This window comes from Jannaschia sp. 2305UL9-9 (assembly GCF_041403465.1).
GTDB lineage: Bacteria > Pseudomonadota > Alphaproteobacteria > Rhodobacterales > Rhodobacteraceae > Jannaschia.
The window spans coordinates 80596-105718 of sequence record NZ_JBGEHM010000001.1; the positions used below are offsets into that span (position 1 = coordinate 80596).

The window sequence follows — 25123 nt, forward strand, 5'->3', positions numbered from 1 at the left end:
GCCGCGCCGCCCGCCCCGACGTGGCCCGAAGATCAGACCGGGTTGCGGTATGTCATGCGCCGGACGGATCCGGTCTTGGACCGCATGAGAATCGTCTCGGTCGTCAGGTATCCGACCTCGCGCTTGATCCCGGCGAGGATGGAGCCGTCGGTGACACCGGTGGCGGCAAAGATCACATCGTCCGTCACGAGGTCGTCGCGGGTATAGACGCGGTCGAAGTTGGTGATCCCCGCCTTGGACGCGCGGCCACGTTCGTCATCGTTGCGGAACAGCAGGCGACCGAACATCTGCCCGCCCATGCATTTCAGCGCGGCCGCGGCCAACACGCCCTCGGGCGCGCCGCCGGAGCCCATGTACATGTCGATGCCGGTGGTGGCGGCCTCGGCGCAGTGGATGATGCCCGCGACATCGCCGTCGGTGATCAGGCGGATCGCCGCACCGGTCGTGCGCAATTCGGCGATCATGTCCTCGTGGCGCGGACGCTCCAACACGCAGATCGTGATGTCCTCGGTCGAGCATCCCTTGGCCGCGGCCAGCGCATTGACCCGTTCGGCGGGGGACATGTCCATCGTGACGACGCCCGCGCGGTACCCGGGGCCGATGGCCAGCTTGTCCATGTAGACGTCCGGCGCGTGCAGCATGGATCCGCGGGGGCCCATCGCGATGACCGTCAGGGCATTCGGCATGTCCTTTGCGGTCAGCGTGGTGCCTTCGAGCGGGTCGAGCGCGATGTCGACCTCCGGGCCCACGCCCGATCCGACCTCTTCGCCGATATAGAGCATCGGGGCTTCGTCCCGCTCTCCCTCGCCGATGACGACGGTGCCCTGGATGTCCAGTTTGTTCAGCTGATCGCGCATGGCGTTGACCGCTGCCTGGTCGGCGGCCTTTTCGTCGCCACGACCAATCAGGCGTGCCGAGGCAAGTGCCGCAGCTTCTGACACGCGGGCAAGGCCCAGAGACAGCATACGGTCATTGAAATCGGTCTTTGGCATGAAACTCGGTCCTTTCGCGCGTGGCGCGGTTTTCTTCGCTTTCGTGTTAGCGAGGCAGGGACTGGGATACAAACCTGTTGGCGCTATCGTGGGGCCACCACCCCGAAAACCGTGTCATTGCTGCTGTTTGGTCGGGCATGCGCCCATCGCGCGGGCGTATGCCCGAACAGCAACGGGCGCCGACGGAAGCCGACGCCCGCAGGTCATGATCGGTTTTTCTGCGGTCAAACCTTCTCTGACGAAGCCGCCCAGAGGTTCAGGCCCTTCTCGCCCGAAAGCTCGTCTATCCTGGACAGTTCGGCGTCCGAAAACTCCAGATTGCCGACCGCACCGACGCAATCGGTGACCTGTTCGGCCCGCGATGCGCCGATCAGGGCGGTGGTCACCCGCCCTGCGCGCAGCACCCACGCCAGAGCCATCTGCGCCAGCGTCTGTCCGCGGGCTTCGGCCAGTTCGTTCAGGGCATTCAAGGCGGCAATCATGTCCGGCGTGATCTGATCGGAATCGAGGGACTTGCCCTGTGTCGCCCGGCTGCCTTCGGGGATCCCGTTCAGATACTTGCCGGTCAGCAGACCTTGGGCGAGCGGGGTGAAGACGATCGATCCGATGCCTTCATCGTCCAGCGTATCCAGCAATCCGTCGCGTTCGACCCAGCGGTTCAGCATGTTGTAGCTTGGCTGATGAATGACGCAGGGCGTGCCGAGGTCGCGAAGGATCGCCGCCGCTTCCCTCGTGCGTTCGGAGTTGTAGCTGCTGATCCCGGCATGGAGTGCGCGGCCGGACCGGACGATATGATCCAGCGCGCCCATCGTCTCCTCCAGCGGCGTTTCGGGGTCGAAACGGTGGCTGTAGAAGATATCGACGTAATCGAGCCCCATACGTTTCAGCGACTGATCGCAGGACGCGATCAGGTACTTGCGGCTGCCCATCTCGCCGTAGGGGCCGGGCCACATGCGATAGCCGGCCTTGGACGAAATGATCAGCTCATCACGGTAGCCTGCAAAATCCTCGCGCAGGATCTGACCGAAGGCCAGTTCCGCGCTGCCCGGCTCGGGGCCGTAGTTGTTGGCAAGGTCGAAATGCGTGATCCCGTGATCGAAGGCCGTGCGACAGATGTCGCGCTTGGTCTGGTGCGGGGTGTCATCGCCGAAGTTGTGCCACAGCCCAAGGCTGATCGCGGGCAGCTTCAGGCCCGTCCGCCCGCACCGGCGGTAGGGCATCGTGTCATAGCGGTCGGCGGCGGGCACATAGGTCATCGCGATTGTTCCTCTGGGTTCATGGGGTCTGGATCTGGAGCGCGACCGGGTCACCACGCACGACACCCGTTGCGACGACACCGGACAGGGCATCGGACAGGTCTACCGGGGCGCAGGGATGGGTGACGATCAACACCGGCGCATCGGCGCCCGGATGATCGTATTGGCGCATCCGGTCGATGGAGATACCGGCCTGGCCCAGCACCGTTGCGACGCGGGCCAGGGCGCCGGGCTCATCACGCAACATCAGGCGCACGTAATGTGCGCAGGCCGTGACCGCGTTCGCGCGTTTGGCGGGGGCCAGGCTGCTTGCCGGTTGACCGAAGGTCGGCAAGGTGAAGCCACGGGCGATATCGATCACGTCGGACATCACGGCGCTGGCCGTGGGGCCTTCGCCCGCGCCCGCGCCCCGCAGCACGATCTGACCGACGGCGTCGCCTTCGATCACGACCATGTTGGTTCCGCCTTCAAGCTGGCCCAGGGGGCTGTCGGCGGGCACGAGGGTCGGGCGCATGCTCTGTTCGATACCGGCATCGGTCCGCCGTGCCTCACCCAGCAGCTTGATGCGATAGCCCATGTCGCGGGCTCGGTGGATGTCGTCGATGCTGACACGCTCGATTCCCTGCAACTGAACGCCGTCGAAATCGACCTGCGTGCCGAAGGCGATGGCCGACAGGATGGCCAGCTTGTGACCTGCGTCGATTCCGCCCACGTCGAGGGTGGGGTCCGCCTCGAGGAACCCGAGGCCCTCGGCCTCGGCGAAGATCTCCTCGTAGGGCAGGCCCGAATGCTCCATCCGTGTCAGGATGTAATTGCAGGTGCCGTTCATCACGCCGGATACGCGGGTGATGACATTGCCGGCCAACCCTTCGGTCAGCGCCTTGACCACGGGGATGCCGCCCGCGACGGCAGCTTCGTATCGCAGGGGCGCACCGTTGGCCTCGGCCAGTTCGGCAAGGGCCTGCCCGTGCAGCGCCAGCATCGCCTTGTTGGCGGTCACCACGGGTTTGCCCGCCGAAAGGGCGGCTTCGGTCGCGGCCTTTGCCGGGCCGTCGGATCCGCCCATCAGTTCGACGAACAGGTCCACGTCATCGCGGCGCGCCAAGGCGACGGGATCGTCTTCCCAAGCATAGGCGGACAGGTCCACGCCCCGATCCTTGCCGCGGCTGCGGGCGGAAATCGCGGTGATCTCGATGCGGCGGCCGGTGCGGGCCGACAGAAGGTCGGCGGTGTCCTGCACGATGCGCACGACGCCGGTTCCGACGGTGCCCAGTCCCGCGATGCCAAGGCGTAGGGGTGAGGTCATGGGGGCGGCTCCGTCGGTTGGAAAAGATGTTGCGTCGGCCTATCGCGCCCGTCGCCTAGGCGCAACGCACCCGACGCGGCAGGCTAGATATCGACGGCCCGCAATTCGGCGGCACGGGCCCGCAGGCGCGCGCCCCGTGCATCAAGGGACTCTCCGCCGGGCGCCGAGATGCCCCGGCCCGCAAGAGCCGTGCCCCGCACGCGCAGGTTTGACCCCGCCGCTTTTGCGCGCGAGGGGCGCGCGGCGTCGGTCAAAAGGGCATCGATCGGCCCGAGGGTCGGATAGGGTTGTGCGCGCGCAGCGTCCGAGATCGTCGCGTCGACCGTGGGGACATCGCCGGAACAGGCCGCAAGGGTCAGGCAGGTAAGGAGAGCGACGCGCAACATGGCGCAAAGCTACGATCAGGCGGGGCAGGCGACAAGGGTGCAGAGGCCTTGGAATTGAACATCCGTTCGGTTTAATTGATCGCCATGGCACGTCCGAGCGGATCAGATGCGACCGTGACCGGCCCCCGCGTGCGGGAGGCCGCGCAGCGGCTGTTCGCGCGGCACGGTTATGCCGCCGTTTCCATGCGCATGATCGCGGCCGAGGTCGGGATCGGGGCAGGGGCACTGTATCACTATACACCGGACAAGCAGACGTTGCTGTTCGAGATGATGCAGGCGCATCTGAACGGTGTGCTGGATGGCTGGTCCGCGGTCGACACAGGGCCGAACGCCTTGGCGCAGCTGGAGGCTTTTGCGCGCTTTCACGTCCGCTATCACCTCGACCGGCCGGACGCGGTCTTCATCGCCTACATGGAACTCCGATCGCTCGACCCGGAAAATTTCGCCCGGATCGAACAGTTGCGCCGCCGATACGAAGCGGTGCCCGAGGCAATCCTGAAGCTGGGCCACCAGAGTGGGCAGATGCATGTGCCGGATGTCAAGCTGACGGCGATGGCATTGATCGCGATGCTGACCGGCGTGACGACGTGGTATCGGGACGGCGGGCGCCTCGACCGGGCGGCGGTCGAGGCGAATTATGCCGACATGGCGCTCGGCATGGTCCGGGCGCAGGGCCCTTCGCTGAAAACCGCCTGAAGGACGTTCAGCGAAGGATCAGGGATCTGCGGGCGCAACCGTCTCAGGCGCGCTCGGCGTATTCCATCGTCTCGGTGTTGACGATGATGTCCTCGTCCGGGCCCACGAACGGGGGCACCATCACGCGCACGCCGTTGTCCAGAACCGCGGGCTTGAAGCTTTTGGATGCTGTCTGACCTTTGACGACGGCTTCAGTCTCGGCGATCCGGCAGGTCACCTTCTGCGGCAACGTGGCGTTCAATGCCTCTGCCTCGTGATATTCGACGACGACCATCATGCCGTCCTGCAGGAAGGGGCGACGCTCGCCCAGGATATCGGCGTCGAGTTCGACCTGCTCGTAGCTTTCGGTGTCCATGAACACGAGGCGCCCGTCCGTCTCGTACAGGAACTGCTGGTCTTTCTGCTCAAGGCGCACGCGCTCCACCTTGTCGGCGGACCGGAAACGTTCGTTCAGCTTGGACCCGTTGCGCAGGTTCTTGAGTTCGACCTGAGCAAAGGCACCGCCCTTGCCGGGTTTGACGTGATCGACCTTGACCGCCGACCACAGGTGACCGTCATGTTCCAGGACGTTTCCTGGCCGAATTTCGTTGCCGTTGATCTTGGGCATGATCCGCCCCCTTGCTTGCGTTGCGCCGCGCCGTCGGTATTCCGGCCAAGCGCACAGTGCAAGAGGACGCAGTTAGGCACGGTGCGAAATGGCTTGCAACGCGATTGCCCAGTCCAAAAGTGTCAAAAAGTTGGCGAAAGGTTGAAGGAGACGTGACACGTTCCATATCTGGTGGGGAAACGGCGGGTTTGTTAACCAGATGTAGCTGTTCGGATGGCTCGGTATGCATCAGGCGCAAGTGAGGTATTCCGAGATTGCATGGTGTGAATCGCAAAAGGTCTGGTAGGCGGGCACACCGGGGAAGTGCAAGAGCAATAATCATAGGAGTACGGGATGACCGATTTTGTCGATGCAACAGCGTTCAACTTTGAACAGGGTCAGCGCGCGCGCAAGTTGTTTGCCGCCGTCGTTCTGGCCGCGCTCGACGACGCCATCTCCGACGACAAGAAATACGGCAACGGGCCGGAACAGATCGCACGCTGGGCACGGTCCCGCGATGGTCGTGAAGTTCTGTCCTGTGCAGGCATCGACCCGAACGAACGTGTTGTATCCGGTCTGATGGAGTTCGTAAGCCGGGGTGTCCGCACCTCTGTCGCCTTGTCGCGCGAAGAAAGCGAACGTCGCCAAGCTGCGGAAATGGCTGCTGAGGCGGCCTGACTTTTCTGCCCGCCGGTCAGACGGCACGGGTAGCAAGAAAACCGCGATGGGGGTCGACCCCACGCGGTTTTTCTTTTGCCAACAATAGGTCGATCCAGGCGCCGATGCGGCCTGGAGGGGTCAGTCGAACTCGCCCGACGACAGCATCTGACGGATTTCCCGGCGCACGAGTTTGCGCACGTTGCGGGTGATCCGTTCGCCCAGCGCGCCCGAAAGCTCCTGGCGCACGATTTCCGCAATCAGATCGCGCAAAGCATCATCGGTCGTCACCGCGTCCGAGATGTCTGCAAGATCGACGTCGGTGTCATCATCATCGTCTTCATCCGCGAACGTCGGATGTGTGGAAAGGGGCGTGACGTTTTCGGCGGCAAGCGTGTCGACCGCTGCCTCGACTTCGGTATCAGCGTCCAGAGGCGCGGCCTGTTCCGCCATGTCCATGTAAGCGGCGGTTTCGGCAGGGTCGGCTTCGGCAGGCTCGGCCTGATAATCGTCGTCCTCGACGTAGTCATTCAGCAGATCCGTCACGGGGTCGGGTCCCGCCTCATCGGCCGTCCAGTCCGACACCTGCGTTGCTTCTTCGGCAACGATATCACGACTGATCGATGCGACCTCGGCTTCGACAACGTCGACCACATGCTCCGCATCGCGTGCATCCCGCTCCGCCTGCGCCAGGGTGCGGATCATCTGAAAGGGATCTTCCGGGTCCGTCACACGCTGCGTCGGGGCCAGCACGAGGGCAGGGGCCGGTTTGGCGGGCGCCTCGGACAGCGCAGCAGCTTCGGCAGCGGGCTTTGCCTCATTGGCAACCAACCTGCGGATCGAGGACAAGACGTCTTCTATATCGTTGGCCTGTGCCATGCGCTGCTCTCCACCAGTGTGCGACATTCCTGGCCGCAAAATTGTTGGGAAACAGTTTAACGCATATTTGCCATCGATCGGCAATCAACCGTCGCAATATTACCTTAACCGCGCCGTCAGTTGCGTCCGAAACGCCGCAAGACGCCGTCCAGCCGCCCACCCTGTTCGGACGGGGAAATCGCGGGCGCGGACGAGACGGCGTTGTAATAGGCCGTCGGATCGAACCGCTCGACCGACAGGCCAAGGTGGTCGGCCGTCATCAGGCCCATCGAAGCGAGAACCTGATATACGGCCAACTGCGCATCGATCTCCGCCTGCAGGGCAGAGGTGCGGGCGTCCAGCAACTCCTGCTCGGCGTCGAGGACATCGAGCGTCGTCCGGGCGCCGAGCAAGGCTTCTTCCCGGAACCCCTCGAAGGCCAGGCGTGATGACCGGACCTGCTGCTGCGATGCGGTGATCTGTGCGCGCGCGATCTGCAGCAAGGCCCAGGCGTTGCCGACATCATTGGTGATCGTGCGGGCCTGTTGCGCCAACTCGGAACGGGTTGCCTGCGCATTCGCGATGGCGCGACGGTTCAGGGCCGACAGCCGCCCGCCATTGTAGATCGGCACCGTGCCCGTAAGGTCGAGGGATCCGGTGACGCCGCTGACGCCACGGTTCTGCGACACGCTGCCCCCAAGAGAGATCGACGGCAGACGATCCGCCTCGGCGGCATCCGCCAGCAGGGTGGCGGCCACGACCTCATGCTGCAGCGCCGTCAGCAGGGGATGCACCTGCAACGCAATTGCCTGCGCACGCTCGACACTCGGCGGCAACTCGGGGGAGGGGGGCGGCGCCTGAAGGCTGCCCGTGGGTAGGGACCCGGTCACGAGACGATAGACTTCGCGTTGAATGTCGACCTGACCCCGTGCATTCGCGAGCAGGGACTGCGCCGACGCCAGCCGGGCCTCGGCCAAGGTGACATCCGTGCGCGTAACTTCCCCGACCTCGAACCGGTCGCGTGCCGCACGCAACTGCTGCTGCAACAAACGCAGGTTGGATTCCCGCAGGTCCACGTTGCGAACGGCCTGCAGAAGGTCGAGATAGGCGGACGCCGCGTTCAGCAGGATCTGCTGTTCCTGCTGGATAAGGTTGTAACGCCCCGCCAGCACCGCTTCCTTCGCCGCGCCGATCCGCATCAGGCGCTGACCCCCATCGGCAAGCGTATAGTCGAGGATCAGGGCAAGCGATGCGCCGGTCGTCGTCGACGCGGTTGTCGTGCGCGTCTTCGAAAAGGCGGCCTGTCCATTCACCGTGGGACGCAGGGCGGATACGGCAACCGCGACATCTTCGTCCAGGGTACGCAGAAGGAACCGCTGCTGATCCAGCAGGGGAGAGTTGCGATAGGCCTTGATGAACGTGTCGGTCAGGCTTTCGGCAATGGCCGCGCCACTGCTCAGCATGGTCAGGCCAAGGGCAAAAGCTCCGACGGTGCGCCGCAACGTCGTTCCGCTTTTCCGAACTCGTGTCATCACAGTCATCCCATCTATCGCCCGGCCAGTGCCGGCTTGTTGTCGGCGTCCTTGGTAGAAGTCAGAGGACGAACGTCCGGGCCGCTGCGAAACCGGGCAGAACAGGGGCGGTCGCGTTGAAGGCAAAGCGCCAGGCAACCTTGCCCTTGGCCATGTAGCCGACGCGCGCCTCTCCCAAGGCGCCGGTCTGGAAGATCGCAGCGATCCGCCCATCCTCGGACAGCTGATCGGTCAAAGTTTGCGGAACCGATTCCACGCCGCCTTCGATCAGGATCACGTCGTAGGGCCCCGATTTCGGTGCGCCACCGGTCAGGTCGGCCTGAACGACGGCGGCATTGTCGACGTCATGGGCGGTCAGCGTCGCCTCGGCCTCCGACGCAAGCGTGGCGTCGTCTTCGATCATGACGACGGATCCGGCCATCCGCGCCAGAACGGCCGCGCTGTAGCCCAGACCACCGCCGACGATCAGAACGGTATCGTCCTGTTCGACGTCCAGCGCGTCCAGCATCTTGGCAAGCGTCCGGGCCTCCGGCATTTCGCGCCCGCCGCCCAATGGCACCGGTGCGTCCATGTATGCCACGGGCACCGCGGACGCCGGAACGTAGTTTTCGCGCGGCACGTCCAGCATCGCGGCGATGATCGGGAACTTGGTGACGTCGGACGGGCGAACCTGAGTGTCCACCATCATGGTGCGCAGGGGTTGGGAGTTGGCCATTCTCGATCTGAACCCATCGGTCTAGTTGTCAGTCCAGTTCAGATTGCACGACCGACGCTCCCGCGCAATGTCATTCCGGCAACAGGCGCTTGCGGGCCGTGCAGGAGGGGGTTAAAGGGACACACCACCAGCGCGGCGAGTTGGCGGAGTGGTTACGCAGCGGATTGCAAATCCGTGTACACCGGTTCGATTCCGGTACTCGCCTCCATCACCCCTTTTCTGATAGTTCCCTGCAATCTAAGCCGTATCGGCTCTCTGTTTTCGTTGAGAAAATAGGTGTTGTTGCATTAGGTCGTACCAGGACTCACATCGCGACTTCGGTAGGTTTGATCGGCATCCTGCCGAAGCCTGGCACTTCCCGCTATCGAACCACGAATTGGTCCAGTTACAACGTATCAGTTCGGAAGCGTGGTTCGCTTTTGGTTTGGTTCGACTGAGACATGGCTTGGTTTGCAAAAAAGTCCGGCAAGCGCGGTTGTCCCGCGGTAGCTTCCGGTGCAGCGATCCGCTTCTGCCTGAGTGTGAAGGGTCTATTTGGCCTACCCCTTCGCCAGACTTCTGGGATGATTGGCAGCCTGTCGAAGATGGCAGGTCTCGACTGGACCGTGCCAGACTACAGCACGTTGTGTCGACGCCAGAAGACGTTGGCGGTCCAATTCCCTACCGCAGTGTTGACGACCCGCTGAACCTGCTGGTGGATAGTGCAGGAATCAAATTTCTCGGCGACGGCAAGTGGTCGGTTCGCAAGTACGGCATCAGCCGCAGACGTCAATGTCGCACGCTGCATACGGCCATGGACACCAGCACTTCTGATATCCGGGCAGTGAAGTTCACCCCTAGTCGAGTTGGCGACAGCCCGGTCCTGTCGGACCGGCTTGATCAGATCCCCGTAGCCGAAGAGATAGGCACGGTAACCGCCGACGGCGCCTACGACACGCGCAGATGCAACTCTGCCATCATCGCACTAGATGTCGAGGCAATCATACCAGTCCGGTGGAACGGGCGAAGGTGGAAAGAGGATGGCTCCGCCGCCAAAGCGCGAAACGAGATTTCGCGCGCCTCGCAACGCTTCGGTAGGCCAGATTAAAAATTGTTCAGTGGGTACTGAGCTACTACCCATCTCTTCAACAGGATTTGGTGTATACGGCTCCCGCGTTCGAACACACCGAAGGCGCCTTCAAGCAGGGCTTGCTTCCATTGTTGCATTATCGTCAGTTACACCCCGAACCGGCTTGCCAGCTCGGCGGCGTTGTTCGGGCTTACGCCGCGCCACTGTCGCGACGGTCCTTCCAATCCTCGCCTTACAGCGCTTCTAGCGCAACCTTGGACTGGAATCTGGCGCGTGCTGCTTCCGTTTCGACATCTATGATACGCTTTCCGTCGAAGATCAGCCGACTGCAAATCATAGCTTATGCCAGTGTCCGAATTTCGCGGAGTAGCTCACATGAACCGCTTCTCAGACCTCGATACGGCTCAGATCGTTTGCGACGGATAAAGCCACCTGGGAAAAGGTGCCGAATGCTCGAAGGCCGACTTCTGCAACAATGCCGTGCAGAGCTATAAGAGCGACACCCGTCGGAAAGTTTTGTTCGGCTATCTTTGCTTGACTGGCTAGCCACCTTGCCGAAGCCCGGGCGGCAGCGCATCCTACAGCGCGTTCATGTTCGCCTTAGAAAACGAGAGCGCATAGCGTGCAAATTGACTAAAGTCGTAGTGACGTCGATGCAGCTGCGCAGGCGCACGTCTCAGCCGGGACGGACGATGCCGAGACGGCGCAGTTGCCGTTTTATGGCGCATGATTCCTGACCATATCCGCAAAAACCGATCACCTCGCTGAAGATGCAAACTCAGCAGGCTTCCAACACGATCTCCGGCAGAACGACTTCCCAAGTATCGCGCCGAAGCTTGGATCGGTGTTCTTCGCTGCTTTCATGAGCGTGGCGACTGACAATTGCGCCGACCTCTGCGGAAACGACACGCTGTCCATTAGGGACATCCCATCCGCCTTTCATCATGATCAACGTGTGCCCATGCAAGTCCCGGACCGACCAACGCGCCCCATCTTTCACCAAAGCGAGGCTATCGCCTACGTGTGACTCTGCGATCGCTGTGAGACAGCGATCTCCACTACGCAAACGACCCGCCCAATCAATGAACACCTGGCTCATATCGGGCATCAGATATGTTCGATCCGGCGGCAGATCCCGCGCATCGGGCAGCGTGGCGTGCCTGCGCAAAATGTTGTCGCCGTTTGCCGGAACGAATGCATGTGGACCCTGAGTCATTACCGCAAGGCTGCGCCTGGCGCGCGTCATTGCGACGTAAAACAGCCGGCGCGGCGCATCGAGATCCTCTTTTCGAGATGGCCTTTCCCAACCACCGTTCAGAATCACCACGTCGTCGAATTCGAGCCCTTTGGCTCGGTGCGCCGTCATCAGCAACAGCCCCCGCTGCTCACCTCGTGCGTCACGCGCCCATTCACCGAACCACTCCACGAGATCGGGAACTGAAACCTGCCCGGTGTTGATCTCCTGGGCCAGCGCGGCGATGCCTTCTGCGATCAAGTTGGTCCACCGATTGCGCTTCATGCGGTTCACGACATCCAAAAGGTCCGTCACGCCCAGAACGCGAGCCCGGTCGCGGCTTATGCGGTCGATGAATTGCCGCATCTCGCGCAAGCGCCAGAGGCTCGGCAGGCTCTCATTGGCCATCTCAACCGGGATCTCCTGCGCCTCGGCAAAGGCGCGCACCGGGGCAAGTTGTTTCCAGTTTCGCGCGATGATGGCCGTGCGGGACCAGTTCCAGCCAGGTTGCAAAGCCGCCAGACGCTGCAACTCACTCACCGCGGCGATGGCCTGCATCCGATCCCCGGGCGGGCATTGAAGAAGCTGCACCCGACCATGCCCCACAGGGTCACAGGTTTCCATTACACCGCCCGGTGTGTTCTTCCGGCGCTTTCGGTCGATGGTAATGTCATGACCTAGCTTCATCCTATCACCGGCGCCGGCGATCACTGTGTTTGAGGCCTCGATGATATGATGCGTGGAGCGATAATTTTCGATGAGAAATTCGGGTTTCGCCCGGTAATCCTGCTCGAACTGTCGGATGAATTTGATCGACGCCCCGGCGAAGGCATAGATGTTCTGATCGTCATCACCCACCGCAAAAAGACTTAGCTTCATGTCCTCGTCATCGATCGTCCGTCCAGCAACGGCGGCGATCAGGGCGTATTCCTCTGGGCCGATGTCTTGGTATTCGTCCACGAGGATCCAACGATACCCTTGGATCAGCGTCTCGCGCTGCGCCTCTGCTTCGGCCTTGCTTAGTCCTTCGCCGTTCAACTGGCGCACCGCCTCCACGACGATACCGTCAAAGTCCCGACTCTGCGCCTGCGACCCGGCAAAGCTGGCGCCCACGAGCCGCATGGCCATCGCATGACAGGTCGACACCGTCACACCGAATGCTTCGTCCCCCACCAGATGCCGAAGACGCGCCCGGATCTCCACCGCAGCGTGGCGGTTGTAGCTCAGGACAAGAATGCTGCGCGGGTCTTCGCGCCGGACGCGGATCAGGTAGGCAATGCGGTGGACCAACACCCGTGTCTTGCCAGAACCCGGGCCAGCAAGGACGAGCACGTTGGTTGCGTCCCGATCGTCGGCGACGATTTTTTGCTGGACGGGATTGCCGAGGGCCTCGACGACATTCTGCCACGACTTCCCCGTCGTTTGCCGCTTCACTTCGGTCGTCTTGCCTTTCATCCAGCGGCCCATGAACCCTTCTTGGTCGAGGGCGAAATAATCTTCCGTCAAGCGGATGGCATCCGGCATCGAGGACAACCCCGTTTCCGCGTAGGCTGCCATTACATGGGTCTGTACTGTCTGTTCGTCATAGTGCTCCTGCAATGGCGCGAAATCCTTGACCAGGAACTGCGTCTTGCCGGGCGCAAGCTGAACCGTCATCGCGGGCCGAAACACGGTGAGGCCCTTACCAAGTGCGACCACTTCCTGCTCGTGCAGCCAGAGAAGCGCGCGGTCCATCAGCCGGGTCATTTCTTTGACCTGACCTCGGAGCAAAGCATCGCCCGTCAAGGTTGCCAGCATGTCTCCCAAGGTGGTTTCCACCTGCTGATCCTTGCCCCGCTGGCCTTTTTCAAGCCGCCCCAACAGGTGCTCCACCAGCGCTGCACCGGCTTGCCGGCGCAGCACGGCCGACTGGTCCAAGACCGACCAAGACCGTTGCAGAGCTACGAACAGCGTGTCGCGAGAGGCCTTTCGCAGGCGCACATTGCCCTTGCCACCGTCAAGGTCGCGGCCGTCGCGCGCCATGCCGCGTAGTAGCTTCTCAACGACGTCGGGGCGGACGTGGCTATGACCCTGATCACGTAACTTCTGGCTGGCCAGTTGCAGGTTGAAAGGCGTGCTGACCGCATCTTCCGCGTCAGGCGCTTCTTCCCTCATGACTGCGATCAGGTCTGTTTCTAGCTGTGTTGCCTGTCTTAGCCGTTTGCGCGAATCGTCCGTAACTCCGGAGTGCACAAAGACAGTTACCGCCGTGTCATTCCGCGCGATACCGAGGGATTCAAGGTCAGCCAAAGCTTTGGTCAGCTGACCGCTTGTCAGTCCGCTTGCGCCGGTCAACTCATCAGTGGAAATGCCTTCGTCAGGGGGCGCATTCATCAGATGGCGGACAATGTCCATCAACTGCGTCCGGCGCATCCCGGTGATCTGCGCCTTCTCCATTCGCGACCCCGCCTCGTCGATGTTGCGTACCCGCAGCGACGACGGAAAGACCTGCACGCGGTTTTCCTCGCGAGACAGGAGCTTGGCCTCCTCCAGCCATGAAATTGCGGTCTTGACCCGCGTGTCATCCGTGGCGCTTTCACGTTGGAATTCGCGGTCGTGTTCCTGTCGGACGATCTCGCCAGGGGTGGCGACAACGGTGCCCGTGCTGCGCGTCCGGGCATCCATGCGCCGCACAGCCTTCAGAATGGCCCCGATCTCGCGTCGGTCGAGCCGCGACCGCGCGGTGAGTTGAAACTGCCGCTCCACATCGTCCGATGCGTAGAGCAGCACGCAATTGGCATGAGCACGGTCCCGTCCAGCGCGCCCGGCCTCTTGTAGGTAATTTTCGAGCGAGCCGGGAATGTCGCCGTGTACCACCAGCCGGATATCGGGTTTGTCGATGCCCATGCCGAAGGCGTTGGTGGCTGCGATCACCCGCAGCTCGCCCACCCGGAACCGTTCCTGGATGGTCTTCTTCTCATCGGGTGTCAGGCCGGCATGGTATCGCTCCGCCGACAGGCCCTGTTGCTGCAGGAACTCCGCGACTTCCTCTGTCGCCTTGCGCGTCGCGCAATATACTACGGCGCCAGAGGCTCCCTCGGCCGGAAGACGTTGTTCGATGACGTCCAGAATGTCGGCCAGCTTCGTCCGCTTGCCGGTCGATCGCACCTCGAAACTCAGGTTCGTGCGCGATGCGCCGCCGTCCAGCAGCAACAGCTCAGTTCCAAGCCTCTGATGGAAATGGTCGCGAATATCTCGCACCACTTCCGGCTTTGCTGTGGCGGTAAGGCAGATCACCGGGGCCGGATCTTCATCGCCCGCCGTTTCACGAATGAAACGTGATATGTAGCGATAGTCGGGCCGGAAATCGTGCCCCCATTTCGATACGCAATGCGCCTCGTCCAGAACCCACAGGCCGATTTCGCGCTGCTTGAGAACGGATCGCACGGAAACACTGCGCAACTGCTCGGGCGAGATCAGGAGCATCGCGGCCTCGCCCATGCGGACCTTGTCGAGTGCGTCCTGACGCTCGGGCAATGAGAGCATTCCGTTAACGGTAACCGCGGAGGAAATGCCTGTTCGTTCCATTCCCGCGACCTGGTCGGCCATCAGCGCGACGAGCGGCGAGATCACGACCGTAAGCGCACCGGTCCGATCGAACTTCGCCAGTGCCGGAATCTGGTAACAGACAGATTTGCCCGTCCCGGTGGGCAGGATGCCCAGCAGGCTCTTGCCACGCATGCCCTCGTCGACGATGCGTTCCTGCAGCGGGCGGCCATCGGCATCGGTGGGCGTCGGCCGGAAACCGTCGAAGCCGAACCAGCGTGAGAGCGCCTTTACGGGATCGCTCTTATCGCGGCACCAGGGGCAGTCCGCAGCATCGCAGGCCGTGTCACGCAGGCGTTTCACCATACGTGCGGCGTCCGGAAACTGCATTCTGACCCACGGGGGCATGACGGAATCGCCCCCGGCGACCGAGATCCACGCCAACGCATAAGCCAACGGCCAGCCCGTCCGCGGCGCGCCTAACTGATCCAGCATGTGCCGCACCGCTGTGCGGCAGGCCTCACCTTCCAGCGACCTCGACAGCGCTTGTCGGGCTTGATCAGCAGAGGGCACGCCAGCGCCACGGACATGCCCGAACACGGCGCCGAAACCCTGATCCTGTTCGCCACGCGTCGTCAGGTAATGGTAGGCGGCGACGGTATCCGGCGCCTTTGCGTTCAGTGCGCGGAAGGCACCAAGTTGATTCTCCAGCACGTCGAACACAAGCCGCGCGTCTGCCTCCGGATCGTTGACATGGCCCGACAGAAGCCGCCCGTCATGGTAGTGCTTTACGAGGTGGTGATACGGGTTGCGCGGGAAGGCCAATGGATTGAGCCAGAGGGTGTCGATCGGCGCTTCGGCAAGCTGCGTCAGCCTTGGCCGCATAGCCGACAAATGCGGCAGGTCATGCCGCAGGATGTTGTGTCCAATGAGATGCCGGACATCGCCAATGTCTGCCTCCAACCGATCCAGCGCGACCGCCATATCACCTTTGTGGCATTTCAATGCAGGCCGACCATCACAGCGCACTGCTGCCAGGTCAAATACGCGCGCTGTTTTTGGATCGACCTCAAGATCGACAGACAGGCATTGCGCGAGTAACGGATCAGGTTGTTTGACGGCCTGTAGCAGGGGGCACCGGTTGAGCTCTTATATCAATAGCTTATCTGAAACCCTTAGCCTGGCGTGGTCAAGCATGACACAGTATCTGATGGCGCTGACCACAACACCTGTGTTCGCAAAGGCACTTACTCAGAATGAAAGATCGCAATCATGGTCAGATTTATGAAAGCCTCACAAACATTCCAAGTCGATGGTCAATAACCTGCGCGAGCCCGGCAATCCTCTGGAATTGCGATGAAAAGATCGCGGCAGATAAACTTTTTAAAGTTCATATGAGTAAATTTTACGACACGAACGCCAAGAAGTATGTGAAAGACACTCAAAATGTCGTTATGCGGTCCCTTCGCAATAGATTTCTTGCCGCGGTTCCGAAAACGTATACCGGCAGCGCTCGCATCCTTACGTCGCGCGCAGCGACTTGTCGGAAGTCATACGAAGGCTTGCAGACCATCTGGTCCCTGCGGAGGCTCTGTATGTCTCGTTCAAGATTGAAATCGGCGAGCGGCAAGAGGCAGCGCGACAATTTACCGACATGACCGAGGAATCCTTTGCGGCGCTCCTGGATGAATGCCCGTCGCTCCGGCAGGTTGAAATCTGGCGGAGTGAAGTCCGCAGTCCGGATAGAAAAATCGACCTACGGCTCAATGCCTCAACGAGAAAAGCCTGACGAGTGCCCTCCGAAATAACTCGGCCTGAGCCGAAACAATCCTGCCTATGCTGCGCGCCATCTATCGAAAAGATTGTTGAGTGCGATGCTAAAACCATCCTGATCCGAGATGGAATGAGCATCATCCTCGCGCCACGGCGCCATGTAAGCCGTTGGCGCGACCTCTCGGAGCCCGAACAAGCCGCACTTGTTGCGCGCATCACGCCAGCCCAGGCTCTCTTGGAGGAGGGCAGTGGCACGGCACCCGTCAAGCTTATCGAAACCGCCGAACACTTCCATATCCGGTTGGATGTCCCCTCTACTGCCTTCAGTCCTATCCCTGGCGCGCCACATGATCGACCGTTAATTTCCGGCGGCACGGATGCACTGCACGCTCACCTGCGCCCCCTGATCGACCAGGCGCAGTCTGTCGACTTGGCCGTGTCCTTTCTGATGGCCTCGGGGGCGCGTTTGGTCCTGCCTCATTTGCGTGACCTGTTGGAACGTGGTGGGCGGCTCCGGTTGCTCACGGGCGACTACCTCGACGTGACCGAGCCGACTGCACTGCGCCTGATGGAGGATCTGGACCGCGACCGACAGCTTTACGTTTTTCGAGCTGCCCGCATCCCGTTTCATCCTAAGGCTTGGATGTTCTCTTTTGCCGATGGAGCCGGGGCCATGATTGTCGGCTCATCGAACCTTTCCCGTTCGGCCTTGACCGAAGGTGTAGAATGGAACCTCCGCCACTTCGATCGGTCGGACGCGGTCCCCCTGATCGCTGCCCGCAAAGCTTTCGAGGACCTGCTCGTGCGGCCGGAGGTGACAGAACTCTCAGGGGAATGGATCGACAGCTATGAGACCCGCCGGGTCACCCCCATGCCGATGCGCTCCGGCGTTCCGGAAGAGACGCCGGAAGATGCGCCGAAGCCCCACGGCATCCAGAGGGAAGCCCTGAACGCTTTGGCTACCACGCGCGCCAAGGGGTATCGCGCCGGCTTGGTCGTGCTTGCCACCGGACTTGGCAAGACTTTTCTAGCCGCATTCGATAGCCAGCCGGCCACACGCATTCTCTTCGTCGCCCATCGCGAAGAGATCTTAACCCAGGCCATGGAGGCTTTCCGCGCTGTAAGACCCAAGGCACGCCTCGGTCGGTTCGGCGGGGGCGCGAAGGATTTCGACGCGGATGTCCTTTTTGCCTCGATTCAGATGCTTTCCCGCAACCAGCACCTGCGACGCTTCGCGCCAGACGCCTTCGATTACGTTGTCGTCGATGAATTCCACCATGCCGCCGCAGCGACCTACCGCAGGATCATCGACCATTTCACCCCGAAGTTCCTGCTGGGCTTGACCGCGACACCAGACCGCAGCGATGGCGGCGACCTTCTGGGACTCTGCGAGGAAAACCTCGTCTACGAATGTGACCTGTGGTCCGGCATCGACCGCGAGCTTCTTGCCCCGTTCAAATACTTCGGTGTGCCAGACCCTGTGGAGTATGCGCAAATACCCTGGCGCAGCGGCAAGTTCGACGAGGCCGCGTTGACCTTGGCCGTCGCTACGCAGGCGCGCGCAGAAAACGCCCTTGATCAATTGGCCCGGCGCGGTGGCAAGAAGGCTATCGGCTTCTGCGTCTCCCGCCGCCACGCTGATTTTATGGCCGAGTTCTCGCAGGGGCGGGGATTGCGCGCTGTTGCTGTCCATTCCGGCAAAACGTCATCCCCGCGCGCCAGCGCTCTCAAAGCCCTCGAAGATGGCGACCTCGACATTGTCTACGCCGTCGACATGTTCAACGAAGGCGTGGACGTGCCGTCGATCGACACCGTGCTGATGTTGCGCCCGACGGAGAGCCCCGTGATCTGGCTCCAGCAACTTGGCCGCGGCCTTCGCCGCTCCGCCGAAAAGACTCACCTTGCCGTGATCGACTACATTGGCAACCATCGGATCTTCCTGACCAAGGCGCGTACCCTATTCCAAATCGGCGCAGGTGAAGGTGCACTTCGTATGGCACTCGAAAAATTCGAGCGCCATGAGATGAGATTCCCTGCAGGTTGCGAAGTCACCTATGATCTCGAAGCCCTAGACATCCTGAAATCGTTGATCCGCCAGCCCCGGGACGGCGAGGAACTGACGGCTTTCTACCGCGATTTCCGGGATCGGCATGGCGTCCGTCCAACAGCGTCGGAGGTCCAACATGCGGGCTTCAATCCGGGCCGTACCGGGCACGCTGGATGGCTTGGCTTCGTAAACGACATGGGCGATCTTGCGGGTACCGACCATGCGGCGTGGACTTCCCACAAGGCTCTGCTCGACGAGATCGAAGCAACTCCCATGACGCGCAGTTACAAAATGCTGGCGCTGCGCGGCATGATCGAATCCGGAGCCTTCCCGGGGCGCGTCTCTCTCAAAGCTCTTGCTGAGCGCGTTGCTCGCCTCGCCAAGCGAAATCCAGAAATTCAGGCGGATATCAGCGTCGACCCGGACGACCTTCAGGCTGTTCGGGCCATGCTCACGAAATATCCATTGAAGCTTTTGAGCGAGACCAAGTGGTTCCAGTCCAGCCCGGGCGTATTCGAGACCACACTAGATGACCACGGCGACGCCGCCCTTGCCAATCTTGCTTTGGAACTCGTCGACTGGCGGTTGCTTCGTTACTTGCAAACCCGCAGCCTGACATACGATGAGCAGGAAACAAGCCTTCCTTCCGAGGCCGCCGAGGCCCCGGGCAGGCCCCTCTCTCCTCCTGCTACCGCCCCCCGGATCTGGGAGGAATATCCTCGCGACCGCATCCCGCCACTCTTTGGCGCAGTGTTCAACACAGGCTCTTGGAATTCCGGCATTGTCGTCATTCCGAATGCCAAAGCCATGGTGCTGCTTGTGACGATGGACAAGACAAGCATGTCCGTCGGCGACCACTATGCCGACAAATTCATCAGTCCTACCCGCTTCGTATGGCAGACCCAAACGAGCACACGGAGGAACAGCGTCCGCGGGCGGATCATCTGTGGGGAGGAACCGGGTTGGTCCATGCACCTCTTCGTCCGCAAATCGAAGCTCCGCGATGGCCGCGCGGCGCCTTTCCGATATGCAGGATCAGTCCGATTTGACGGTTGGGAAGGCGAGGCCCCAATCACCGTGCAACTCGACCTTTCGGAGCCATTACCCACAGGCTTGCGCAGACTGTTTGGAATGGGCTGAGCCAGCCGACGAAGGAGTCGCGCGAGCGCGCAGCCTGGCGCTCGGCGCTGCGGGTCACTCCCGGTGGAGCCAACCTCAAGTTTAGCTGTAGCAGGGCACCCAACGCAGCGCGGTGGTCCCAAGGAAACCGATAACGCCGGCGTTTTCGGGCCATTTTTCTCCGGGTGCGGAAGGGCCCGGCGCCGATCGGGCTGTGGGGGACGTGGAGGCGCAAGACGGGCACCCGAAGCGGCAACTTAAGGCAAAGCTGCGCAGGAGATGTCGGGCCGGATGGTCTTCTGGTATTAGAACCGCCGCGCCTCTGTCGAAGCGTGACGTTCCTGCGCCGGCGGAAGGCGAAAGCGCCTTCCGCCGGTGGTTGGTGCTACACAAGGACGATGTCGTCGTCCACCTGACCGATCGTCGTGTTGAGCACGGTGAGCATTCCGTCACCGCCGAAATCGAACACGACGTTGGCGCCGACCTGGCTTGCGAAGGCTGCGATGAAAGCCGCCTCGTCGGTGAAGCCGGAGAAGTTGTCGAACTCGATCATGTCAACGTTGTTGGCGAAATCGGTGACCGTGTCAGCGCCATCGCCGGAGTCGAAGTGGAACGTATCCGAACCGCCCAGCCCGGTAAGCAGGTCGTCGCCGTCATCGCCGTCGAGGAAGTTCTGCTCGGCATTGCCGGAAAGCGTGTCGTTCCCGTTGGTGCCGATCGCGTTCTCGATGTCGATGAGCGTGTCGTTACCCGCCGCGCCCCCTCCGCTCTGCGCCTGGACGGCCAGATCGAGGAAGATGGCACCGGAAAAGGCCGAATAATCAACAAGATCGGACCCTGCGCCGCCATCATAGGTCTCTGTCCCTCCACTTGCGACGATGGTGTCGTTACCACGACCGGCATCGATGGTGTCGTCGCCGCTTGATCCGTCTAGGACGTTCGCCTCGCCATCGCCGATGAGCGAGTCGTCGCCTGAGGTGCCCACGATACCCTCGATGCTCTCGAGCGTGTCATTGCTTGCCGCACCGCTACCTGCCTGCGCGGCGATGTTGAGGTCGACCGTGATGGCCCCGGAGAACGCCGAGTAGTCGACGATGTCCAGACCCCTGCCTCCGATATAGGTCTCAGCCCCCCCGGTCGCGACGATGGTGTCGTCCCCGCCGGATCCGTCAAGCCGGTTGTCATCCGACGTGCCGGTCAGGACGTCGCCACCCTGCGTGCCGATCGCGTTCTCGATGTCGGTCAGCGAGTCGTTGCCGGCGGCCCCGGAGCCGCTTTGCGCGGTGACACCGAGGTCTAGCGTGATCGCCCCCGTGAACCCGGAATAGTCGACCGTATCGGAACCCGAGCCGCCGTCATAGACCTCGATACCGCCGCTGGCGATGATGATGTCGTCGCCACCGCCGGCGTCGATGGTGTCGTCGCCTCCGTCGCCATCGAAGCTGTTCGCATTTCCGTCACCGGTAAGCATATCGTTGCCGGACGTGCCCACGACGCCTTCGATATCAATGAGCACGTCGTTGCTGGCTGCGCCGCCACCGCCTTGTGCCGCGATGTTCAGATCGACGGTGATCGCCCCGGAGAAGGCCGAGTAATCCACGATGTCGACGCCGGCATCGCCGTCATATGTGTCGGCGCCCGTGCTTGCGATAATCGTGTCGTCGCCACCGCGACCGTCGAGGTTGTCGTTTCCACCGCCGCCATCGATAACGTTGCCGAGGGCATCGCCGGTGATGGTGTCGTCGCCGGAGGTTCCGACCACGCCTTCGATCTCGACAAGCGTATCGTTGCTGGCGGCACCTCCGCCGCCCTGGGCCGTGAGGTTCAGATCGACGGTGATCGCCCCCGAGAACACCGAATAGTCGACGATGTCGATCCCGTTGCCGCCCACATAGGTGTCGGCCCCTCCGGTCGCGATGAGCGTGTCATTGCCATTGAACCCGTCGAGGAGGTTATCGCCGCCATCGCCCTCCAGCCGGTCGGCTCCGGCGGAACCGATGACGTTCTCGATGCCGCTCAATTCATCGTTGCTGGCAGCGCCGCTGCCGCTTTGGGCGACGGTGCTGAGGTCGACCGTGACGCCGCCGGTGAAGGCCGAATAATCGACGACATCGATTCCGCCGCCACCGACATAGATGTTCGCGCCGCTGCTGGCGACGAGCGTGTCGTTGCCCTCGCCACCGTCGAGGCTGTCGTTGCCACGGTCGCCGTCAAGCTCATTGTCCATCGCGTTGCCAGTGATTGTGTCATCGCCGCGGGTGCCGATCACGTTCTCGATCTCGATCAGCGTGTCGTTGCTTGCCGCGCCTCCGCCGCCTTGCGCCTGGATCCCGAGATCGACGGTGATGGCACCCGAGAATGCGGAGTAGTCGACGGTGTCGTTGCCAAGGCCGCCGTCATAGGTGTCGGCACCGCCGGTCGCCACGAACAGATCGTTCCCTTGCAGGCCGTTCAGGACGTTCGAGGACCCCGTGCCGGACAGCGTGTCGTTGCCGGTGGAGCCGATCACGTTCTCGATGCCGGTCAGCGTATGGTTGGCCGCGACGCCGGGGCTCTCCTGCGGGTCGGTATCGTTCTCCAGATTGATCATGACGCCCTGCGAGAAGGACGCATAGGTCACGACGTCGGTGCCGTCACCGCCGTTGTATATGTCCTTGCCGGTGCTCGCGACGATGGTGTCGTCGCCGCCAAGGCCGTCTATTTCATCGTTGCCGTCGCCCCCGTCGAGGACGTTACCGCCTCCGTCGGTGCCGGTGATGGTGTCGTCACCGCCACCGCCCACGACGTTCTCGAAGTTGGCGAGCCTGATGAGAGTAGGGTTGCCCGCGCCCCCGCCTTCCTCGTTCTCAAGGTCGAGGTTGCGACTGAAGTCCGACACTTCCACGTAGGTATCGATGCCGCCACCGCCGTCGAAATCGTCGAGCGTTCCGTTGGCCGTGGCGTTCAGGGTGTCGTTGCCGCCGCCCAGTTCGATTCCATTGAAGCCGCCGCCCGTGGTTTCTTCGGTGACCTCGTCGGCGAAGTCGGTGCCGATGAAGTTCTCGATGCTGCTCAACTCAAGGGTCGTCGTGTTCCCGGCCTCCCGCGAGGTCACGGTCGAAGCGTCGGCAGTCACGCCCGCATCGGCGCCCGACAGGTCGAGAGTGTCCGTGTTTGAGCCGCCATTGATGGTCGACGCGCCACCGTCCATGTCGTCGAGGATCAGGTCGTTCCCGCCGTCGCCATCGATGCGGTCGTTTCCGTTGCCACCTTGGATGGTGTCGTTGCCGCCACGACCCTCGATCACGTTGTCGGAAGAGAAGTTGTCGTTGACGAGGATGTTGTTCGCACCGGACGTCCCGAAGACCTGCTCCGATCCCATGATTTCGATGTTCTCGAAGTTCAGGATGTCTGCGGTCTTCGTGCCGTTGAGCCTCGCTTCGCCATCTTCGAGATCGTAGACCACGGTGGCCGCGAAATCGTCTCTGACGACGAGCGTGTCGATCCCGTCGCCGCCATCGAGGTAGTCATTGTTGATGGTCAGGATATTGGTGATGACCTCGTCGTTGCCATTGCCCGTCTCGATCCGGTTGGTGGCATTGTCCTGGCCTTGGATGTTCACCACGTCCCGCCAGCCCGAGCCGATCAGGTTCTCGAACGTGAAAAGTTGGTCGGTCTCGCCCACTCCGATCACGTTGCTGAACGTCGCGCTTCCCGGGTTGAAACCGGCGCCGAGGTCGATGTTCCACTGCGACAACAGCACAAGGCCTCCGGGAACGACCGAGTAGGAGTAATCGGCCGTGTCGCTGCCGGTGTCGCCGACCAGCGTGTCGTTTCCGAAACCACCACTGATCGTGTCGTTGCCGGTTCCGCCCCTGATGGAGTCGTCGTTGTTGCCGCCACTGATGCTGTCCTGGCCGCCGCCGCCGATCAACGTGTCGTTGCCGCCGAAGCCGTCGATCGTGTCGTTGCCGTTCTGCCCGTAGAAGGCGTTGGCAAGGCTGTTGCCGTCGAAATCGGACGCCTGCTGTTTGCCGGTGACATCGGTGCCGGTCAGGAAGTTGCGCGGTGTGCTGGAATAGTCGGAGGCGTCAATGTCGAGCGCGTTGCGCGAGTCGTAGATCGCCGCGTTGATCTCCGAGTCGGCTTCCGACACATGCGTCAGCAGGATGCGGCCGTCGACCGTGACGCCGATATCGGTCTGCGTCCCTGCGCCGTTGAGCACATTGCTGACCTGATTGCCGTCGAAGGTGCCGTTTGAATTGAATTGCCGTATCTCGGTCCGGTCGTCGGTGTCGTCGTCCCAGACGACGACGAAATCGCCAGATGCCGGGCCGGGCAGGGCCACGACGCGCATTTCGTTGACGTTGTCCGATCCCGTCTCGATATCGAACCGGGCGCCGACGGTGGACGCCGATGCGTTGAAGATCTGACCGAAAATGTCTCCGCTATCCTCCCAGATGACGACGAAGTTGCCGTTCCGCAGGCCTGCGACCTGCGGATTGCCCGTCACACCGGAGGGAAGGGCCGACAGGTTCGAGTGCGCGACCGCTCCGGAGGAATTGAAGATCCGGACTTCCATCGACTGCGTGCCGCCGTCCTGTTCCTCGTAGACCACGACCAACTCGCCGTTCGTCAGCAGCGCGGTTTCGTGGTCGCGGTCGTAGTCGGATGAGTTCTGGGCGGCGTCGAAGATCGATCCGGTCGAGATTGTCGTGGCGTTCGGGGTGGTAAAGTGGACGCCCCTGATGTTTTCGTCGGACCCGGCCGTACGCTCCTGCCAAGTCACGAACCCGGAATTGTCGGTCTGATCGACGACCAGCTTGGGCTCTCCGAGGTTTGCGTTCGAACCTTCGGAGGCGATGGTCCGCGACTGGAGATGATCGCCGCTGTCGTCGAAACGCTCCAGAACGACCCGGGTGGCCGTGCCGTTCGTGTCGTCGTCCATGTAGGCCATCATGAACCCGCCATCGTTCGTGGCGGCGATCGTGAAGTCGCGTTCGTTGTCGATGTTGTAGTCGAAATTGATCTGGAACTCGTTGCGGACGAGGAAACCTTGGCGATCGTAGATCTTGCCGATGATGTCAGCGTTCGCGCCGCTGCCGATGGTCCCGCCAGAGCTGGATTCGTAGGCGACGAGGATGTTGCCGTTGGACAGGCCGATGATCTTCGGATTGCCTTGTATGCCGGTCGTGCCCGCTCCGAGGTTCACATCGAAGGACGGGCTCCAAACTACAGGGGTAGACATAATATTCTCCTTTAAAAGCGTGGCCAGAAATGACGGACTTGGAATTGTTGATGCCGGGCCCGCCGCGACGGGCGGGTCTCGGGTGATCGATCGAGAAAATTCAACAAAGACAGGTGCGACAAAGACACCGTCCGGGCCTTGCCTT

13 protein-coding genes, 1 tRNA gene and 1 pseudogene are annotated in these 25123 nt (G+C 62.0%); 5 read left to right on the forward strand and 10 right to left on the reverse strand.

The genetic code is table 11. The features are described from left to right. Positions 1 to 32: 32 nt before the first annotated feature. The 4 genes from glpX to V6N07_RS00475 all read right to left on the reverse strand — a co-directional run bounded on the left by glpX (position 33) and on the right by V6N07_RS00475 (position 3940). The gene (gene glpX, locus V6N07_RS00460; RefSeq protein ID WP_371153224.1) at positions 33 to 992 is read right to left on the reverse strand and encodes a class II fructose-bisphosphatase; all 960 of its coding nucleotides are present in this window, start codon (positions 990 to 992) and stop codon (positions 33 to 35) included. Between the two features lie 224 nt (positions 993 to 1216). Continuing rightward, positions 1217 to 2248 (reverse strand): L-glyceraldehyde 3-phosphate reductase, encoded by a 1032-nt coding sequence (gene mgrA / locus V6N07_RS00465; RefSeq protein WP_371153225.1) that lies wholly within the window; start codon positions 2246 to 2248, stop codon positions 1217 to 1219. Positions 2249 to 2267: 19 nt separating this feature from the next. Next, positions 2268 to 3554 carry a homoserine dehydrogenase gene (locus tag V6N07_RS00470; RefSeq protein ID WP_371153226.1) on the reverse strand — a complete coding sequence of 429 codons (1287 nt, stop codon included), beginning with the start codon at positions 3552 to 3554 and terminating at the stop codon, positions 2268 to 2270. Between the two features lie 83 nt (positions 3555 to 3637). Next, complete coding sequence (locus V6N07_RS00475) at positions 3638 to 3940, reverse strand: hypothetical protein (protein ID WP_371153227.1); 303 nt, start codon at positions 3938 to 3940, stop codon at positions 3638 to 3640. A gap of 84 nt (positions 3941 to 4024) precedes the next feature. On the opposite strand from V6N07_RS00475, the gene V6N07_RS00480 reads away from it, so the two are divergent. After that, positions 4025 to 4636 carry a TetR/AcrR family transcriptional regulator gene (locus V6N07_RS00480; protein WP_371153228.1) on the forward strand — a complete coding sequence of 204 codons (612 nt, stop codon included), beginning with the start codon at positions 4025 to 4027 and terminating at the stop codon, positions 4634 to 4636. Between the two features lie 43 nt (positions 4637 to 4679). Here V6N07_RS00480 and efp read toward each other — a convergent pair whose 3' ends face one another. After that, positions 4680 to 5243 (reverse strand): elongation factor P, encoded by a 564-nt coding sequence (gene efp, locus V6N07_RS00485; RefSeq protein WP_371153229.1) that lies wholly within the window; start codon positions 5241 to 5243, stop codon positions 4680 to 4682. A 333-nt stretch (positions 5244 to 5576) separates the two neighbouring features. Between efp and V6N07_RS00490 the strand changes: the two genes are divergently transcribed. Then, positions 5577 to 5900: a DUF6280 family protein gene (locus V6N07_RS00490; protein ID WP_371153230.1), complete on the forward strand. Its 324-nt coding sequence runs from the start codon at positions 5577 to 5579 to the stop codon at positions 5898 to 5900. 120 nt (positions 5901 to 6020) lie between these two features. Here the strand turns inward: V6N07_RS00490 and V6N07_RS00495 are convergent, their stop codons facing one another. The 3 genes from V6N07_RS00495 to V6N07_RS00505 all read right to left on the reverse strand — a co-directional run bounded on the left by V6N07_RS00495 (position 6021) and on the right by V6N07_RS00505 (position 8984). Then, entirely contained in the window at positions 6021 to 6758 is a 738-nt protein-coding gene (locus tag V6N07_RS00495; RefSeq protein WP_371153232.1) for a hypothetical protein, read from the reverse strand. A gap of 116 nt (positions 6759 to 6874) precedes the next feature. Continuing rightward, positions 6875 to 8269, reverse strand: a complete 1395-nt coding sequence (locus tag V6N07_RS00500) for a TolC family outer membrane protein (protein WP_371153233.1) — start codon at positions 8267 to 8269, stop codon at positions 6875 to 6877. Between the two features lie 61 nt (positions 8270 to 8330). After that, positions 8331 to 8984: a protein-L-isoaspartate O-methyltransferase gene (locus V6N07_RS00505; protein WP_371153234.1), complete on the reverse strand. Its 654-nt coding sequence runs from the start codon at positions 8982 to 8984 to the stop codon at positions 8331 to 8333. A 134-nt stretch (positions 8985 to 9118) separates the two neighbouring features. Between V6N07_RS00505 and V6N07_RS00510 the strand changes: the two genes are divergently transcribed. Both V6N07_RS00510 and V6N07_RS00515 read left to right on the forward strand, forming a co-directional pair. Continuing rightward, positions 9119 to 9192, forward strand: a tRNA-Cys gene (locus V6N07_RS00510). Between the two features lie 130 nt (positions 9193 to 9322). Further along, positions 9323 to 10062: pseudogene (locus V6N07_RS00515) on the forward strand (IS5 family transposase); the annotation flags it as partial. Between the two features lie 769 nt (positions 10063 to 10831). On the opposite strand, the gene V6N07_RS00520 reads toward V6N07_RS00515, so the two are convergent. Further along, entirely contained in the window at positions 10832 to 15796 is a 4965-nt protein-coding gene (locus V6N07_RS00520) for a RecQ family ATP-dependent DNA helicase (protein WP_371153235.1), read from the reverse strand. Between the two features lie 919 nt (positions 15797 to 16715). On the opposite strand from V6N07_RS00520, the gene V6N07_RS00525 reads away from it, so the two are divergent. After that, entirely contained in the window at positions 16716 to 19772 is a 3057-nt protein-coding gene (locus V6N07_RS00525) for a DUF3427 domain-containing protein (protein ID WP_371153236.1), read from the forward strand. Between the two features lie 364 nt (positions 19773 to 20136). Here V6N07_RS00525 and V6N07_RS00530 read toward each other — a convergent pair whose 3' ends face one another. Then, entirely contained in the window at positions 20137 to 24978 is a 4842-nt protein-coding gene (locus V6N07_RS00530; protein ID WP_371153237.1) for a beta strand repeat-containing protein, read from the reverse strand. Positions 24979 to 25123: the final 145 nt, after the last annotated feature.